Here is a 17,322-nt window from a genome sequence, read left to right on the forward strand (position 1 = left end):
AGTTTATTTAATTTTTTAAACCACAAAAGTCACAAAGATAAAAGTAAAAAAATGCTTTTAAAAGGAAACAAAAGGTAAAAGATAGATTCTATGTTCCTGTTTCAATCTCAAATTCAGACCGTTAATTACTATTATTTAAATAAAACAGCTCAACAGCTTTAAAAACATTCTAAATGAAGGAGTCCTTTTTTGTAAAGTATAAAAACCCTTTGCTCATTCTTATTCTGCTGATTATTTTCGGTGGCGTATTTTCTTATACCAAAATGAAATCGTCGCTGTTTCCGCAGATTACCTTTCCGAAAATAAAAGTAATTGCAGAAGCTGGGCAACAGCCAGTCGATCAAATGACGGTGGCGATTACCAAACCTTTGGAGAATGCCATCAAGCAGGTTCCCGATTTAGAAATCATTAAAAGCACCACGAGCAGAGGAAGTTGCGAAATATCTGCTTTCATGAGTTGGAATGCCAATATCGATTTGAGTCAACAACAGATTGAAGGAAAAATCAATCAAATCAAAAATACTTTGCCTCCTGACATCAACATCACCGTGGAAAAAATGAATCCATCGATTCTTCCGGTGATGGGTTATTCGCTGAATTCTACGTCGATGTCGCCAATTGATTTGAAACAGCTGGCGCTTTATACGATTAAACCTTTTCTGTCGCAAGTTAATGGCGTGAGTGACATCCGCGTAATCGGTGGTCAGGACAAAGAATACTGGGCAGTCCTTAATCAGGATATGGTGGCAAGACTTGGGTTAAATCCGGCCACTATTTCTACAGCGTTGAACAATACCAATTTCATTAAATCAGACGGTTATTCGTCCGATTACAATTATCTTTATTTAACCTTAACCGATTCTCAGATTAGAAATATCGATCAGTTAAAAAATATCGTCATTAAAAACGACGGTAACCGCATTGTTTATTTTAAAGATATCGCCCAGATTAATATTCACAGTGCAAAACAATATATTAAAGTCAATGCCAACGGCCAGGAAAGCATCCTGATCGCCATCGTTCAGCAACCGAATGCCAATGTAGTAGATCTGGCAAAAGAGATGGAAATTAAAATTGTCAATCTGCAGAAAACTCTGCCGAAAGATGTTGTTTTAAAACCGTATTACGTTCAGGCAGATTTTGTAAATGACTCCATCAAAAGTGTTACCGATGCACTTTGGATTGGTTTGCTACTTGCGATTGTCGTGGCCATTATCTTTTTAAAATCCTGGAAAGCGAGTGCGGCGATTCTCATCACGATTCCGATTACTTTAAGTTTAACGGTTTTGGTTTTGTCGGCAACGGGACAGACTTTTAATATTATGACTTTGGGCGCGATTGCTGCCGCAATTGGTTTAATCATCGATGATGCAATTGTCGTCGTAGAACAAATTCACCGAACCCACGAAGAACATCCCGAAGAAACGAGCAAAACGCTGGTGCAGAAAGCTGTGAATTATCTGCTGAAAGCCATGATTGGTTCTTCCCTGAGCACGATTGTTATTTTCCTTCCTTTTATTTTAATGAGTGGCGTTGCAGGTGCTTATTTTAAAGTAATGACGAATACGATTATCATCACTTTGGTCTGTTCGTTTTTTGCTACGTGGATTTTACTTCCGGTTGTCTATTTATTTTTAACAAAAAAGAAAACGAAAAAAGAAGTTCATCACGAAGTAAAAGAACAGAAATGGGTCGGTTTCTTTATCAGAAGACCTATTTTCTCTTATATTTTCATGGGTTTATTAGTCATCATTTCCGCTTTGATTATCCCGAATATTTCCACCGGATTTTTACCTGAAATGGATGAAGGAAGCATTGTTCTGGATTATAATTCTCCGCCGGGAACCTCTTTGGAAGAAACAGATCGCGAACTGCGCGAAGTTGAAAAAATCATCAAAGCAGATCCTAATGTTGAAGCGTACAGCCGACGAACAGGAACTCAGATGGGATTTTTCATCACCGAGCCGAACAGAGGAGATTATTTAATTCAATTAAAAAAGAGCAGAAGTAAAACTACCGACGAAGTTACTGACGATATCCGCACGAAAATAGAAGCAACCGGTTTGCCCTTAACTGTCGATTTCGGTCAGGTGATCGGTGATATGCTGGGCGATTTAATGAGTAGTGTTCAGCCGATTGAAATTAAAATCTTCGGAAACGACTCGCAAGTTATTCACGAATATTCAAAAAAAATTGCAGCAATTGTTGAAAAAGTTCCTGGCACGGCCGATGTTTTTGATGGAATTATAATCGCTGGTCCGTCGATTGAGATTCAACCGAATCTTTCTGTTTTGGGACAATATAATATTACGGCGCAGGACTTTCAGTTTCAGACGCAGACAATTTTAGAAGGAAATGTGGTGGGCGAATTATTCGACAAACAACAATATACGCCGATCAGAACGCTATATAACAATTCGGGAAATGCGTCTTTAAACCAGATTGAAAACAGCATGATTTCGCTTCCAAACGGGCAGTTGAAACCTCTGAAAGAATTTGCGTCTGTGAATATCAAGAAAGGTTCTGCGGAGGTTGAGCGGGAAGATTTGCAGAATTTAGGAATCGTAACAGCACGTTTGAACAACAGCGATTTGGGCGGAACGATTAAAAACATTCAACAACAGATTGATCAGAAAGTCAAACTTCCGAGCGGTTACAATATTGTTTACGGCGGCGCTTATGCAGAACAGCAAAAATCTTTCGGTGAGTTGCTTTTGATTTTATTTATTTCCTGCTTGTTGGTTTTCACCACAATTCTGTTTTTGTTCAGAAATGTAAAAGTGGCTTTGATTATTTTACTGATTGCGATTTTGGGAATTTCAGGAAGCTATCTTTTACTTTTTATTACCGGAACACCGCTGAATGTAGGAAGTTACACCGGACTGATTATGATGGTAGGAATCATCGGTGAAAATGCTATTTTCACTTATCTTCAGTTTCACGAAAATCTGGAAACCCAGACCAAAGAGCAATCGCTGATTTATGCCATCAGCACAAGATTACGTCCGAAATTAATGACCGCAATCGGTGCTATTATCGCCTTAATGCCACTTGCTTTGGGAATTGGAACCGGCGCACAAATGCACCAACCTTTGGCCATTGCCGTTATCGGTGGATTTATAGTAGCACTTCCGCTTCTGTTGATTGTGTTGCCGACATTGCTTAATAAAATCGACTTTAATAAATATAAAGAAGAATAAAAACTTCATTTTAAATCAGATTACAAACTTTAATTTTAAATCATTAATCCTCATTAACAATGAAAAATAAACTGCTACACACCGTGATGGTCCTTACTTTGGGTCTTGGTATCTTTAATGCCCAAAACAGTGGACTGAAAGTGCTGAAATCAATACCTGCTGAAGGAAACGGCGGCTGGGATTATATTCAGATAAATCCTTTGAATCATTACCTGTATGCCAGTCATTCGACACAGGTGAATATTATCGATCCAGAAACGTTGGCATCCAAAGGAATTATTAAGAATCAGCAAGGCGTTCACGGAATCGGTTTTGACCAAAAAAACAGAGGTTATGTTACGAACGGGAAATCTAATTCTGTTTATGTTTTTGATGTTGCTACGAATGAAAAAGTAAGCAGTATCGAGGTTGGTACGAAACCGGATGCTGTGATTTACGATGCATTTTCAGGAAAAGTTATCGTGGCGAATGCCGGAAGTAATTCATTAAGTATTATCGATCCAAGTTCTTTAAAAGTAGAATCAACGATAACCTTAATCGGCAATCCCGAATATATGGCAAGTGACGGAAAGGGAAAAATCTATGTAAACATCGAAGACAAAAGTAAAATTGCGGAGGTGAATTTAAAACAACAAAAGGTGCTTCAATACTTTTCTTTAGCATCTGGTGAAAGTCCTAGTGGTTTAGCTTTAAATCTTAAAAACCACCATTTATTTGCAGCGTGTGAAAATGGCTTATTTATCGTAGATGCCACGAACGGAAAACTGGTAACTAATTTACCGATTGGTAAAGGTTGTGACGGCGTAGCTTTCGACCCTGAAACCAATCATATTTTCGCTTCTAACTATGATGGAACGCTGAGTGTTTATACCCAAAATGCGACAGGTCAATATATAAAATTGGACAATATCATTACAGAGGTTGGAGCACGAACACTGACTTTAGATCCTGTTTCGCACAAAGTTTATTTGCCGACTGCGCAATATGAAAAACAAATAAGAGAGAACGAAAAAAGATTAAGAATGATTGATGGGACTTTTCATATTTTAGAGGTTGGGAAGTAAGATTTCTTAAACTACAAAGATCTTTTAAACCACAAAAGTCACAAAAGAATCTTTAAAGATGGAATATTTTACGTTTATCAAGTTCACAAAATTGGACGTTTATTTGATTGGTACTATTATTTCTTAAACCACAAAGATCTTTTAAACCACAAAAGTCACAAAAGAATCTTTAAAGATGGAATATTTTACGTTTATCAAGTTCACAAAATTGGACGTTTATTTGATTGGTACTATTATTTCTTAAACCACAAAGATCTTTTAAACCACAAAAGTCACAAAAGAATCTTTAAAGATGGAATATATTACGTTTATCAAGTTCACAAAATTGCACGTTTATTTGATTGGTACCATTATTTCTTAAACCACAAAGATCTTTTAAACCACAAAAGTCACAAAAGAATCTTAAAAGATGGAATATATTAGGTCTATTAAGTTCATAAAACAGTATTTTTTTTGATTAATACCATTTTTAAATCAGACCGTTATTAAATTAAAAGCAGTGTTCTGACTGCACTGCTTTTTGTTGCCTACTAATTCGATTCCGTAATATCGTCGATTGCATTTTCTTTAGCAATTTTTTTAGTAAATTCATTATTTGTAATTTTATTGAAGTTTACCTCCATTAGTAACGATGCAAAAAATAATAACCAATGAATACCATCAATTTTACTTTTACACAGAAAATAGTTGTTGCATTTTTCATCCTTTTATTATCATTGAATTTCAATGTTTACGCGCAAGGTATTGGTGTTAGTAATTATAAAGTTTATTTAGGAGTTGGAGATTACAACAATAAAAAAATCATCGTCATCAGACAATTTTCACGAGCTGGAAAGCAGTTTTATGTAGGAATTAATCCTAATGATATTAGTACTTCTATCCTATCTTCGGATCAAATAAAAGTGAGTCCTTCCAATTGGCAGCAGATTTTGATTGGCTACAAAAACACACCGTATATAAAAGCGATATTAGCTGCGAAACAACAATCATTCGACCTTCAAAATGCCGGAATAATTAATGGATATCCGGCCGATAAAGGCATTGTATTAACGATTGACCTTTGCCCTTCTCATAAACCATTAGACCGTATTGTATTCACCTCGCTCATCAATGAATTTAACAAATACGAGAAACCAGTACCGATCGCATTGTCGATTACCGGAAGATTCATGATTACCCATTCCGAAGATATAGAATGGTTGAAAAATTTAGAAAAAACTGGCTATATCAATATTACCTGGGTTAATCATACTTACAATCATCATTTTAATCCGAAAGTGCCCTTAAAAAATAATTTTCTGTTAGAACCCGGAACTGATCTAAACTTTGAAATACTGGGCACTGAAATGGCATTGCTTGAAAAGGATTTGAAACTGTCTGCATTCTTTAGATTTCCAGGATTGGTTTCTGACCATCAGTTGGTTGAAGATGTTACCAATTACGGATTGATTCCAATTGGCAGCGATGCCTGGCTGGCAAAAGGACAAGTTGCACATAACGGAAACATTGTATTGATACATGGCAATGGAAATGAACCATTGGGAATAAAAGAGTTCAGCAATCTTTTGCAAAAGGAAAAATCAGCCGTTATGAATAAACAATGGCTCCTCTATGATTTACGTGAAAATGTAGAAGATGAATTTGAAAACAGTAAATAGTGGTCAAAAGAATAACTGCTGCAGCACGATTATATCGTGTGGTCTATAGCATAAAAATTTCTAAATTGTATTTAGAATGTATGATTTAAGAAAGACCACACGAAGGATTCGTGAGGTAGCCGAGGAGTGTGATTAAAAAGCGAATATAAATTATAGAATTATAAAAAAATGGAAAATACCAAGTCGAAAATAATTAATGAAATCGCGCAAGAATTAGATTGCGGAAATGAATGTTATTACAATCCTAAAACGGATGAAATTATCGCAATTCCGAATTATTCAATCATTCAGGATGAAGAAGAATTTCAAGAGTTGTTTCACGAGGATTTAGAAGCAATCGAGAAAAACAGAGCAGATTTAATAGAAATAGATCCTTTAGAAAGTTCTGAATCCTTTAAAATCATGGAACTATTTGTTGACCAAATTGCTGATGTGCAATATAAAGCGAAACTGGAACATATTTTACAGGAGAGAAAACCATTTCAGAATTTTAAGAATTCAATCGATAATTCGGATTTTAGACAAGAATGGTTTGATTTTAAGAAATTAGAAATGGAGAAAATAGTAGAAGCAAGATTAAACCACTCAAAATAATTAATCTTTCGTTTTATGTGAAAGAAATGAAGTAAGAATTTAGCATTATAAAGCAGTTTTATTAGTAGGACTGCTTTTTTTTGCTAATTCCTACGGTTTTTGAAGCACTAATCGGCTTTCCCTTTTATTGAAATAATTTAGTTATTTTTGAAAGTAATAAACGGAGATTTTTTCACAGGTTACCATTCTGTAAAAGCTAAACAATCAGTTTACATAAATGTACATTTGGTTTTACCTACGATTTTTCCAACGCGGAGAAAACCAAAAGAATTGTTTTGTGCCAATGCTAGTTAAATAAAACATATAGATGAATACATTCAATGACATAAAGGAATTAATTTCTGCTTTGAAAAGAGAGGAAAAATTGATTTCTGAAATGTTTAGCAAAAGAAAATCTATTGATTACAAGTACAGCGATGCGATAGCCTTGGTTGATTATGACGAAAATCGGATTGATTATTTAATACAAAGATCAGTTGTAAGAGAAAATGGAGGATTATTAGAGCTTGACGACCAATTTTTAGAATTTTTTGAACAGATTTTAGATGTTAATGAGGAAATTAACTTGTCTTATATTGATGAAAACATCAAAAATATTAGAGAAAATATTGATTACTTTTTAAATGAAAATAATGAGAACAAAAAATACAGTTATCTACGATTTATAAAAAAGACCTTTCGGAAAATGGGAACTGTTACTCGTCGAAGTGTCGTAGATTTGAGACGAAATATCGAGAATACTTTTAAAAATGAAGCTAATTATAAAAACAAACAACTAAAGTTAGAAAATTTCGATACGAAGAGAAAAGTTATTGAAAACCTCATTAATCATACTTTAAAATTGATTAACGAAGATGAAATTACATTTTTCAACAGAGCATTAGATGAAGAACTCAACAGAATTATTATTGAGCTAAAATACCAATTGGGAGAATGTTCGCATAACTTGATTGAAATAGAAAAACAAATCATAGATTATCTGAATCAAATAAAGCATCAAGGGAAATTTTTAGAAAAACTTCGAAAATTAAAATACTTAAAAGACCATTTTACAATTGAAGCTGAAACGGATATTAAGCAAATAATAGCCACTAAAAACCAAGTTGTTTTTGAAACAAGATCAATTGAACGCTTAAATTTATCATTAGATTTTCTTCGAGAAAGCGAAAAAGCTTTTGAAGCGATTAAAAGAATTGCAAAAAATCATAAAAACAGAAACCATTCCAAACCGATATTAGCTGATAGAATTTCTGATGAATACCTCGAAAGCAATATTGAAAGTGAAGTGATGATAAATTTGGAAGAAATTAGAAATAAGTTTGTGGCAACGAGCGATAATCTCTTCAATTTTATTCTTCATTATGATTTTCAGAAAGAAGTTGATTTTGATGAACGAGTGACGGTTTTTTGTCAAATTATTTCTCAGTATGAGCAAGAATTAGTCATAGAAGATGATTTTCAAAAAACAAATGATATAGAATACGCCATCGTATATTCAAGATAAAGCTTATGATTACAAAATATACTTCAGAGATATTTGACGTGCTTCGCAGAGGACAATTTATCTGTTCAAACAGTCCAAATGAACATATTCAAACCCTCTATAAAGTACTGGAAGAACAAGATACTTTTGCCGATTTATATGAGTATTTCTACCAAATCAATTACATTTTAGAGCAAGGCAACGAATATTTTTATTTTAGTCGTGTTGAAAACAATGTTGATTTAGACAGAAAATTAGAAAAAGCATTTAATTGGATTGATATTTTAGATTTCTTTAAAACTTTTGATTCTTCTTTTGATGTTGGCTTTCGGTTTTCGCCCGCAGATATTGTCAATCAGTTAAAAAATAATGCTGATTTAAAAACAAAATTAGATAGTCTTAAAAAAATAAGCGGTGAACAAAAAAATTATACCGACCGAATTAAAAAAATAATTGAAAAACTAGAAAAAGATAATTTCATTACTTTAGAAAATGAAATTTCTGAAACCTACAAAGTTTTAACTTCTTTCAATTACTTAAAAGACATCATTACAACTATTAATATTCCTGAAGAAATAGAAAATGAGATACCTGAATAAAATAGTTTTTATCAACAGTGCATCTATAAAATATGCCGAAATTGAGTTAGACGGAAACACCCACTTAATTGGTACACAAGGTGTTGGAAAAAGTACTTTGCTTCGAGCTATTTTATTTTTTTATAATGCGAATAAAACGAAATTGGGCATCCCAAGAGAGAAGAAAAGCTTTGACGATTATTATTTTGAGTATCAAAACTCCTATATTATTTATGAAGTTGTTAAAGATAATGTCCCCTTTTGTGTTTTAGCCTACAAAGTAAATGGCAAGGTTGCTTTTCGATTTTTTAATTCAGAATACAAACGAGAAAATTTTGTTGATGCAAATAATCGAGCCTTTGAAAGCTGGGATAAAATTAGAAATGCGTTTGGAAAAGAAATTCATTACACGCCTTTGGTTTCAAGTTATGAAGATTTTCGCAGGATAATTTATGGCGATAACAAAGGACTAAATGCTGATTTTAGAAAATATGCTTTAATTGAAAGTAAGCAATATCAAAACATTCCTAGAACCATCCAAAATGTATTGTTGAACTCCAATTTAGAGGCCAAATTCATCAAAGACACCATTATCAATTCTTTAAATGAAGATGAATTTATAATCGATATTGAAAACTATGCAAAAAGTCATTTGCGGGATTTTGAAACTCAAATTAATGATATTAAAATATGGTTTAACAAAAACAAAAAAGGTCAAATTATTGTTCGAAATCAAGCAGATAGAGTGATTGATAAATACAGAGTTTTTAATTATTTGAATAGAGAAAAAAGAGAATTAGCTTTAAGTTTAAATTCTCGAATGTCTTATATTGAAGGCGAAAAACCCATTTTATTATCCAATTTTTCGACTGAAAACAATACTTTTAATTCCATTTTTAAAAAGAAAGAAAACCTACAAGAACTTCATTTAAAAAGAGAACAAAATATTGTTTCGGATATTAAATATATAACAAAAGAATTAGCAAAGGCTGGCGAAAAACAAACAGAATACAAAAATCAAAATATTACCTATTTAATTCAAAAAGTAGCGCAAAAAAACACATTGAGTAATGAGCAAAAAACCTTGGGTGAAGAAAAAAATCTTCTCACTTCTTCTTTTGGTTTAATTAGTCAAAAATATGAAGCTTTATTAGCTCAGGTTCAAAACCAACATCAGGAATATACAAATACTCAAAACGCCGAAACAAATAAAATCCAAAGTGAATTTAGTGATGAAAAAGCTGCATTAATCGATCGGTATCAAGCGTTGATTTCACAAATTAAACAAGATCATAAAGCGGAACAAGAAAAGGCTTTTAACGAATTAAAAAATATTGAAAGTGAAGAAAATCGTATTAAAAATAAAAAATCTGAACTAAAACATCAAACCTTTTTTATTGCAGAAATTGAAAAATGCAAAGCAGAAAAAGAAACGCTAAACAATCAGTTAAATACATCTACTTCAATAATTTCAGATTCAAAAAACAAATCAGAAAACATTCGAAAAGAATGGGAATTAGAAACAAAAGAAATAGAAAGAAATTTTACCGTTTCCATTGAAAAAGCAATAGACAATAGTAAAAAATTGGAAGCCGAAATTGAGGTCATTCAAAACAAAATCAAACAAAGTAAATCTTCATTTTACGGTTGGTTAAATGATACAATACCAAATTGGGAAAATACGATTGGGAAAGTAATTGATGAAGATACTGTGCTTTTTAATTCGGACTTAAATCCTAAATTAATTGATAATGAAGTCGCAACTTTTTACGGTATAGAGCTAAATTTAAATGCTTTGAATAGCAGAATAAAAACGGTAAAAGAATATAATTTTGATATTGAAGAACTTAAAAATAAGATTAAAGAAGTTCAAAAAGCAAGTGATAAATTAAATTTAGATAAAAGTTCTAGTTTGCTAAAACTTAAAACTAAATTCCAGAAAATTCTAAAAGAGTTTAAAGATAAAAGTGCAGAGAACGAATATGTTAGTACACAAACTAATGAAAAATTAAAGAAAAATAACATTGAATTTAATGAATGGCTTCAAAAAGCTCAATCTGAAAAAGGAAAAATTCTATTAAGTTTGGATAGTGAATTGGATAAAATAACTTCTCAAAAGATTAAGGCACAAGAGCAAATAGAGCTCATTAAAAAAGGAATTGAGCGCAAAATTACTTTAAAAGAAAAAGAACGAGCCACCGAAATTTCAAATCTAAACACCATAAAGAATACTAGAATTGAAGAAATTTCAACCGCAATTTCTGCAAATAAAATAGCGTGTGACAATCGTATTCTTGAACTTAAAAAACAACAAACTTCAGAGCTCGACGATAAAGGTGCAGATACAAAAAGACTTCATTTAATTGATGTTAGATTAACAGAATTGGTAAAATCAATAGATTTCATAGCTTTTAATGAACGTATCGTTATTGAATTTGAAAAAGACAAAAGAGAACTTTTTGATAAAATGCCGGAACTGAAAGCAAATAAAATAAGTTTAGAAAAAAAGCAACATGCTTTCGAAACGGAACATAAAATTGAACTTAATAAATTAGAAGAAAAATATAGAAATCAAAAAGAGATTGTTGATAAAATTCAATTAAAGATTACTGAATTTGAGAGTGACGAAAGTAAGTTTCTAGAGTTTAAGAAATCTGAAACATATGCAAGTATTCAAGCTTATTTTTCTGATGCAACAAACAAAGTTGAAGATACAAAAACTGCTGTTGCAATTATTTCGGAAATAAATGACAAGCATTATAAAGGAATTGAAACCTTCAAAGAATTGCAGCAAGCCATCAATAATTTTAATGGAAACTTTAATGAGCATAATATTTTCAGTTTTAAAGTAAAATTAAATGAAGATATAGATTTTCTAAATTTCGCCTCAGACTTAAAAGAGTTTATTGAAGCCGATAAAATAAATGAATTTGAAAAAAGAGTTAACGAACGCTTTGCCAATATTATTCGATTAATTGGAAGAGAAACTACCGAGTTAAACTCAAAGGAAGCAGAAATTGAAAAAATTATCAGAAAAATAAATGACGATTTTGTAAACAAAAATTTTGTGCAAGCTATTAAAGAAATGGAAATGAGAACGCAAAAAAGTTCCAATCCGATAGTGAAATTACTCATTCAGATTAAAGAATTTAACGACGAGAATAGTTTGCTTTTAGGCGAATCAAATCTATTTACGGGTTCAGATACCAATTCAAAAAATCAAAAAGCAGTAGAATTATTAAAACAACTGGTAAAAGAGCTCGAAAAATCTAAAAATACTTCAGTTACATTATCAGAATCTTTTGATTTACAGTTTAGAATTGTAGAAAACGACAATGATTCTGGTTGGGTGGAAAAACTTTCGAATGTGGGAAGTGAAGGAACAGATGTTTTAGTAAAGGCAATGATTAATATTTTGCTGCTGAATGTATTTAAAGAAAGTGCTTCCAAACAATTTAAAGACTTTAAATTGCATTGTATGATGGATGAAATTGGACGACTTCACCCAAATAATGTAAAAGGAATTTTACGATTTGCCAATGAAAGAAACATTTTATTAATCAATGGTTCGCCAACAAGCCAAAATGCGACTGACTATAAATACACCTATAAACTCGCCAAAGAGCAATCTAAAACGGATGCTAAAAAATATATCACTAAAATAAATCGATTGGTAAAAGTTAACTCAAAAGTTCTTAATTAATGAATTTAACTTTAAAAATCGCAAAAGTATTAGTTCAACTCATCAAAGGTGAAACTATTCCAGGCAGTTCTGCTAGATGCAAGTTCATTGACGATTTAGTAGCAGAAAATATCATTTTCAGAAAGGGAAAACATCAAAAAACTTTACAGTTGTTAGATGAAAACCAACTGCAAATTTACTTAGAAAACCAACTGCAAATTAATGATTTAGAAAGTTATATTTTACTTCTAGAAAACAAAAATTCAAGTCGTTCAGAATCTGTAAAAATCACCAGCGATTCTAAAAAATCTAAAGAAAGAGCTTTTAAAGGCTTTTTGGTAAATTGTTATTCTCCAATTATAGCTGAACTAAACAATCGGATGGTAACAATCAATCCGGCATTAGGTAGTTTTATTTTTATTTATGACTATGAAACTTTTAAAATACCCGAAAATATAACGATTATAGGAGTGGAAAACGCCAAAAACTTTAGTCAAATTCAAGAACAGAAATACTTATTTGAAGGTTTAAATCCATTATTTGTTTCACGTTATCCACAAAATCAAAACAAAGATTTGATAAAATGGTTGAAATCTATTCCTAACAATTATCTACATTTTGGAGACTTTGACCTAGCAGGAATTGGAATTTATTTAAATGAATACAAAAAGCATTTGGGGCAAAAGGCTACATTTTTCGTCCCTGAAAATATTAAAAGTGATTTAAGGGAAAATGGAAATAGAGAAAGATTTAATAAGCAAAAACTAAATTTTAAAACAGATAGTATTCAGGAAGTGAAAATTTTGGAATTACTGGAAATCATCAACTTAGAAAAAAAGGGTTTAGACCAGGAATATTACATTCAACCTGAAACACCAACTCAAAATAACTAATCTTTCTTCTATCTGAAAGAAATGAATTAACAATTTAGCATTACAAAGCAGTTTTTTAGTAGGACTGCTTTTTGCTTTTTATTAGTTTAAAAATACAAAATCAATAGAGATCACGGTTCTCAAACTCCTTCCTTTTAATATTTGCAATTCATTTATTCACCAAAAAATATTAACTTCAACAAAGCGAATTCTATTAGATTTTATGCAACGGTACCATAACAGCATTCATTGTCAACGAGAAACAAAACAGGAATTAACTCAAATTCGTGTGGCAGATATGATGTTTTTAGAAATTTAAAATGGAAGAATAGTTATGTTTCAAAAAACTACAAGAACTAACCAATTAGAAATTACCATTCTATTTCCGAGGGTTATTTTCAAATGTTTTTATGTATTGTTCATTTCAATGGGGTTATACAGCAGTGCTCAGGATTCCATTCAACAAAAGAATATTTTCACTAACCTCAATGAAAAAGGAATCACCTTTGCCGTTAGCGAATCATTGGAAGGTTACCAAAATTTGAAAGGTGGGATTAAAACAGGAACTGCTTATGCTTCCACTTTCGATGCGAACATCAATTTGGATTTGCAAAAATTAATAGGACTGAAAAATGCTACTTTTTATGCCGACCTTCAGTATCACGCCGGAGATAATCCTTCTAAAAAATTAATTGGCGATTTTCAACTTTTTGATAGAAATAATTCATTTCCCTTTGCACAAATATTTGAATTTTGGTATCAGCAGAAACTGTTTAATTCGAAGTTAAGAATAAAAATAGGTAAGATCGATGCCAATACAGAATTTAGCGTAATTGAAAACGGACTTGAATTTATGAACAGTTCAACACAGGTTTCGCCGACACTTTTCGTTTTTCCAACCTTTCCTGATCCAGCGCCGGGAATTAATGTTTTTTTTACACCGGGAAAATTATTTTACTTCAGTCTGGGAATAGATTATGCTAATCAAAAGGCAGGATTTCTCAATTTTTATGGAAATCCAATGTCTGACCAACCAACGAAAAACGGAGTATTGCTTTTAAGTGAAGCGGGTTTAACATGGAGTCATTTATCCAGATTTAAAAAAGATGGAAATTTTAAACTTGGCTTATGGCAACATACGGGAACTTTCTCGAACTTTAATGATAAAAGCAAGCAAGGTGCAAATGGGATGTACGCCATATTTAACCAAACATTATGGCAACCTTTTTCTGACCAAACAAATGACAGAGGAATACGAATGTTTCTTGATTTAGGTTTAACTGACCCCAATCTCACAGCAATTTACGCACAATATGGCGGTGGTATTATTTGGACAGGCTTGTCTGCCAAGCGAAGTAATGACGCCCTAGGTTTTTCGGCAAACTATGTGAATTTAAGTCCCCAATTAAATTTGTCAAAACAGAACGAAGCCAACGTGGAAGCTTTTTATAAATTAGTCATTACGAATTGGTTCAATGTAAAAGCAGATGTACAGTACATCATTAATCCGGGTGGTCAATTTAATAATGCTTTGGTGGGCACGATGATCCTCAACTTTCAATTAGGATCGCAAAATTAAGTGGTTTGTTTTAAGAAAAGCAGCGGTAAAAAGAATTAAACATTCTTCAGAAATGGAATTTTCTAAACTCGGAAGAAAAACATTTGACTGCGGTCATTTCGGTGAGGCATTATACTAATTTCCTTCCTTTTATTAAAATGATTTAGCTATTTTCGAAAGTAATAAAACGTTTTTTTTCAAAGACTGACGTTTACGGATATTTTAACCAAAAAACGTTTAAAAATGACATATAGAATTGGAGACACTTATATAAGCTTTGAGAAAATTTTAGCGATAAAACTAAGCTTTCGTTTTGTCTGCAAGACAAGAAATACAAGCACGCTGAATCTTCGGCTTTGCGCCAGATCAAATTCATTTTGGAAACTTTTCTCCAACTTTTTTCAGGTAACGAATGATCGAATTTAGCATTTAACAGGTTATATTTATACCATGAAAATAATACATCTTTTTATTCCCTTTGCACTGCTTATCCTGGGAATTTCTGCATTCACTGTTTCAAAATCTGATGATGAAATTTTTCTAATCTATCAGGTCAATTTAAAAAAACAAGATTTAAAACTATACTGGAAGGATGATAAGAATCAAGAATTCAAAAGCATTCAAAATCTAAAAAACTGGCTTGGCGCAAAAAAAGAGAGGCTTATATTCGCAACAAATGCGGGAATGTATAAGGCGGACAACTCCCCACTGGGTCTCTTTATCCAGGATCAAAAAATGATTACTCCATTGAATACCAGGAAAGCTGCGGGTAATTTTTATTGGAAACCGAATGGCGTTTTGTATATCGATACTGGAAACAATGCTGTTATTTGTACCACTGAGAATTTTAAAAATAATGGAAAGATAAAATACGCCACTCAATCCGGTCCCATGCTTGTTATTAATGGAAAAATTCACCCGGACTTTAAACAAGGATCTACGAATTTGAATATCCGAAATGGAGTTGGTGTCTTACCAAATAATGATTTAGTTTTTATCATGTCCAAAAGAGAAGTCAGCCTTTTTGATTTTGCAAAGCGCTTAAAAGAATTAGGTTGTAAAAATGCCCTTTCTTTTGACGGTTTTGTTAGCAGAACCTATCAACCTGAAAAAAACTGGATACAGACCGACGGTAATTTCGGAGTCATCGTAGGAGTGACAACTCATCAATAAATGGATTATGGTAAGCATTGCAGAAAAAGATACTTTTTTTGAAAGTAATAAACGGTATTTTTCAACCTCTTAAAGTTCTATAATAAAAATAAAATGTATCCTTTATACATTTTATCAGTCTACTTAATGAACTTAAAATTTTAATAAAATGAGCAAATGTAAATGCACTAATTGTGAGTGCACCAAATGTAAATGTGGAAATTGTGCCGAAAACAATTGTCCTTGTGTAAAATGCGAATGTACTAAATGCACTTGTTGCTAAATTGAAAAAAGATTAGTTATTCAACTAATCTTTTTTTATTTTTACGAATATGGAAACTCAAAAAATCTGGAATAATTTCAATAATGAACTTTACTTTTTTATTCTTAAGAAAGTTAAAAATAAGGAAGTTTCTAATGATATTTTCCAAAATACCTTTCTGAAAATTCACGAAAATTTATCTCAGCTCAAAAACGATGAAAAAGCAAGAGCCTGGGTTTTTCAAATTGCCCGAAACGAAATAGCCAATTACTTTAATAAAGAATCTGTTTATGTTGAGAATCTCGAAGATAACAAAGAAAACGAGGTAGAGGAATATCAAAATATTTGCTGCTTTGATAAGTTCATTAACGATTTACCAGAAATTTACAAACAAGTCATTGAATTGGTTTATATACAAGGAAAGAAGCAAAATGACATTGCAACAGAATTAGATATCAGTCTTGAAAATGTGAAGGCCAGGATTAAACGGGCAAAAGATATTTTAAAGAAAAACTTCAACGAATGCTGTAAATATGAGTTTGATAAAAATGGGAAATTAATTGGAGAATCGAATTGCTCTAATTGTAAACCCTAAACTTTATTTTTGTCAAGCAAATAAGAAAAAATATTTATTCAAAACTCATTGGCAATGAAAACGATTTTTGACAAAGAAACAAGAGAAAAATTAATTGCAAGAATAAGCAAACTTGATAAAAACAGTTTAGCTCAATTCGGCAAAATGAATATTTACCAAATGATAAAGCATTGTACGCTATATGACGAATGGATATTAGGAAAAAACAAGCCTCAATATCAACAAGCATTGATTGGACGCTTATTTGGAAAAATGGCTTTGAAAGATATCTTAAAAGATGAAAGCCCACTAAAGCGAAATGTACCTACTCTTTCTTTTCTGAAAGTTATAAAAACAACAGATGACCTGGAAGCGGAAAAAAGTAAATGGATTAGCCTGATTGAAGAGTATGACTATTTTTCAAATCCAGAATTCATTCATTCTTTTTTCGGAAAAATGACAAAAGAACAAATTGGTTATATGGCGTATAAACATATTGACCATCATTTGAGACAATTCGGAGCATAGACAAAAAACTGCAAGCATTTTCCATATCAAACCATCAATTTTTGTTCTTAATGGAGCTTAAAATTCTTAATTGAGCAATGAATCATCATCTCAACTGTTTGATTACTGTACTTTTGT

The 17,322-nt window shown here is 31.9% G+C and carries 12 protein-coding genes; all 12 read left to right on the forward strand.

Translation table 11 applies throughout. The annotated features are described in order from the left end of the window. Positions 1 to 173: 173 nt before the first annotated feature. The 12 genes from Q73A0000_RS03985 (at position 174) to Q73A0000_RS04040 (ending at position 17,205) form a co-directional block, all read left to right on the forward strand. On the forward strand, positions 174 to 3,200 hold the full coding sequence (locus Q73A0000_RS03985) for an efflux RND transporter permease subunit (RefSeq protein WP_193812792.1): 3,027 nt from the start codon (positions 174 to 176) through the stop codon (positions 3,198 to 3,200). A 59-nt stretch (positions 3,201 to 3,259) separates the two neighbouring features. Further along, the gene (locus Q73A0000_RS03990; protein WP_193812793.1) at positions 3,260 to 4,264 is read left to right on the forward strand and encodes a YncE family protein; all 1,005 of its coding nucleotides are present in this window, start codon (positions 3,260 to 3,262) and stop codon (positions 4,262 to 4,264) included. A 650-nt stretch (positions 4,265 to 4,914) separates the two neighbouring features. After that, positions 4,915 to 5,922 (forward strand): polysaccharide deacetylase family protein, encoded by a 1,008-nt coding sequence (locus tag Q73A0000_RS03995; RefSeq protein ID WP_193812794.1) that lies wholly within the window; start codon positions 4,915 to 4,917, stop codon positions 5,920 to 5,922. Between the two features lie 168 nt (positions 5,923 to 6,090). Continuing rightward, the gene (locus Q73A0000_RS04000; RefSeq protein ID WP_193812795.1) at positions 6,091 to 6,516 is read left to right on the forward strand and encodes a UPF0158 family protein; all 426 of its coding nucleotides are present in this window, start codon (positions 6,091 to 6,093) and stop codon (positions 6,514 to 6,516) included. Between the two features lie 307 nt (positions 6,517 to 6,823). Continuing rightward, the gene (locus Q73A0000_RS04005) at positions 6,824 to 8,020 is read left to right on the forward strand and encodes a hypothetical protein (protein WP_193812796.1); all 1,197 of its coding nucleotides are present in this window, start codon (positions 6,824 to 6,826) and stop codon (positions 8,018 to 8,020) included. 5 nt (positions 8,021 to 8,025) lie between these two features. Then, complete coding sequence (locus Q73A0000_RS04010) at positions 8,026 to 8,598, forward strand: condensin complex protein MksE (RefSeq protein ID WP_193812797.1); 573 nt, start codon at positions 8,026 to 8,028, stop codon at positions 8,596 to 8,598. Continuing rightward, on the forward strand, positions 8,582 to 12,280 hold the full coding sequence (locus tag Q73A0000_RS04015; RefSeq protein WP_193812798.1) for an ATP-binding protein: 3,699 nt from the start codon (positions 8,582 to 8,584) through the stop codon (positions 12,278 to 12,280). Before Q73A0000_RS04010 ends, Q73A0000_RS04015 begins: the two co-directional genes overlap by 17 nt. Continuing rightward, positions 12,280 to 13,152 (forward strand): hypothetical protein, encoded by an 873-nt coding sequence (locus Q73A0000_RS04020; RefSeq protein ID WP_193812799.1) that lies wholly within the window; start codon positions 12,280 to 12,282, stop codon positions 13,150 to 13,152. The genes Q73A0000_RS04015 and Q73A0000_RS04020 overlap by 1 nt, the downstream gene beginning before the upstream one ends. 313 nt (positions 13,153 to 13,465) lie before the next feature. Beyond that, positions 13,466 to 14,710 carry a carbohydrate porin gene (locus Q73A0000_RS04025; RefSeq protein ID WP_193812800.1) on the forward strand — a complete coding sequence of 415 codons (1,245 nt, stop codon included), beginning with the start codon at positions 13,466 to 13,468 and terminating at the stop codon, positions 14,708 to 14,710. A 429-nt stretch (positions 14,711 to 15,139) separates the two neighbouring features. Continuing rightward, positions 15,140 to 15,862: a phosphodiester glycosidase family protein gene (locus Q73A0000_RS04030; protein ID WP_193812801.1), complete on the forward strand. Its 723-nt coding sequence runs from the start codon at positions 15,140 to 15,142 to the stop codon at positions 15,860 to 15,862. 311 nt (positions 15,863 to 16,173) lie between these two features. After that, the gene (locus Q73A0000_RS04035; protein ID WP_193812802.1) at positions 16,174 to 16,698 is read left to right on the forward strand and encodes a sigma-70 family RNA polymerase sigma factor; all 525 of its coding nucleotides are present in this window, start codon (positions 16,174 to 16,176) and stop codon (positions 16,696 to 16,698) included. A gap of 54 nt (positions 16,699 to 16,752) precedes the next feature. Then, entirely contained in the window at positions 16,753 to 17,205 is a 453-nt protein-coding gene (locus tag Q73A0000_RS04040; RefSeq protein WP_193812803.1) for a DUF1569 domain-containing protein, read from the forward strand. The last annotated feature ends 117 nt before the right edge of the window (positions 17,206 to 17,322 follow it).

Origin of the sequence: Kaistella flava (ex Peng et al. 2021), assembly GCF_015191005.1 — a bacterium.
Lineage (GTDB): Bacteria > Bacteroidota > Bacteroidia > Flavobacteriales > Weeksellaceae > Kaistella > Kaistella flava.